This is a genomic window from Gluconobacter sp. GP1 (assembly GCF_032913585.1).
GTDB classification, from domain to species: Bacteria; Pseudomonadota; Alphaproteobacteria; order Acetobacterales; family Acetobacteraceae; genus Gluconobacter; species Gluconobacter cerinus.
This window is the reverse complement of the sequence record NZ_JASGXC010000077.1, coordinates 1-284: the sequence shown is the minus strand read 5'-3', so window position 1 is coordinate 284 and position 284 is coordinate 1. Positions and strand designations below refer to the sequence as shown.

General features: G+C 53.9%; 1 protein-coding gene. It reads left to right on the top strand.

Annotated features, from left to right (window positions below; all coding sequences use genetic code 11):
- Window positions 1–3: 3 nt before the first annotated feature.
- The coding region (locus tag R5H23_RS16995) for a Fic family protein (protein ID WP_317216146.1) at window positions 4–284 on the top strand (281 nt) is incomplete at its 3' end.

The following is a 284-nucleotide window of genomic DNA, read 5'->3' as shown; positions in this document are numbered from 1 at the left end:
CAAATCTTTCAGGTCGATCTGATCCAGAACCTGCATCGTAGTGTACTCGGCCATGATGCGTCCTACCGAGATACTCCGGGAGACTTCCGGCAGGAGGTCGTATGGATCGGCGGCAATGGGCACATTGCCTATTCCGTCTATAATCCTCCACCACCGGCTGAAGTCCCTCATTTGCTGGAAGAGACCCTGGATTATATGCGGGAAGACGGGATGCAGATGATGACCCAGTCCTTGATTACCCGGATGGCGTTAGCCCATGCTCATTTCGAGGCCGTTCATCCGTT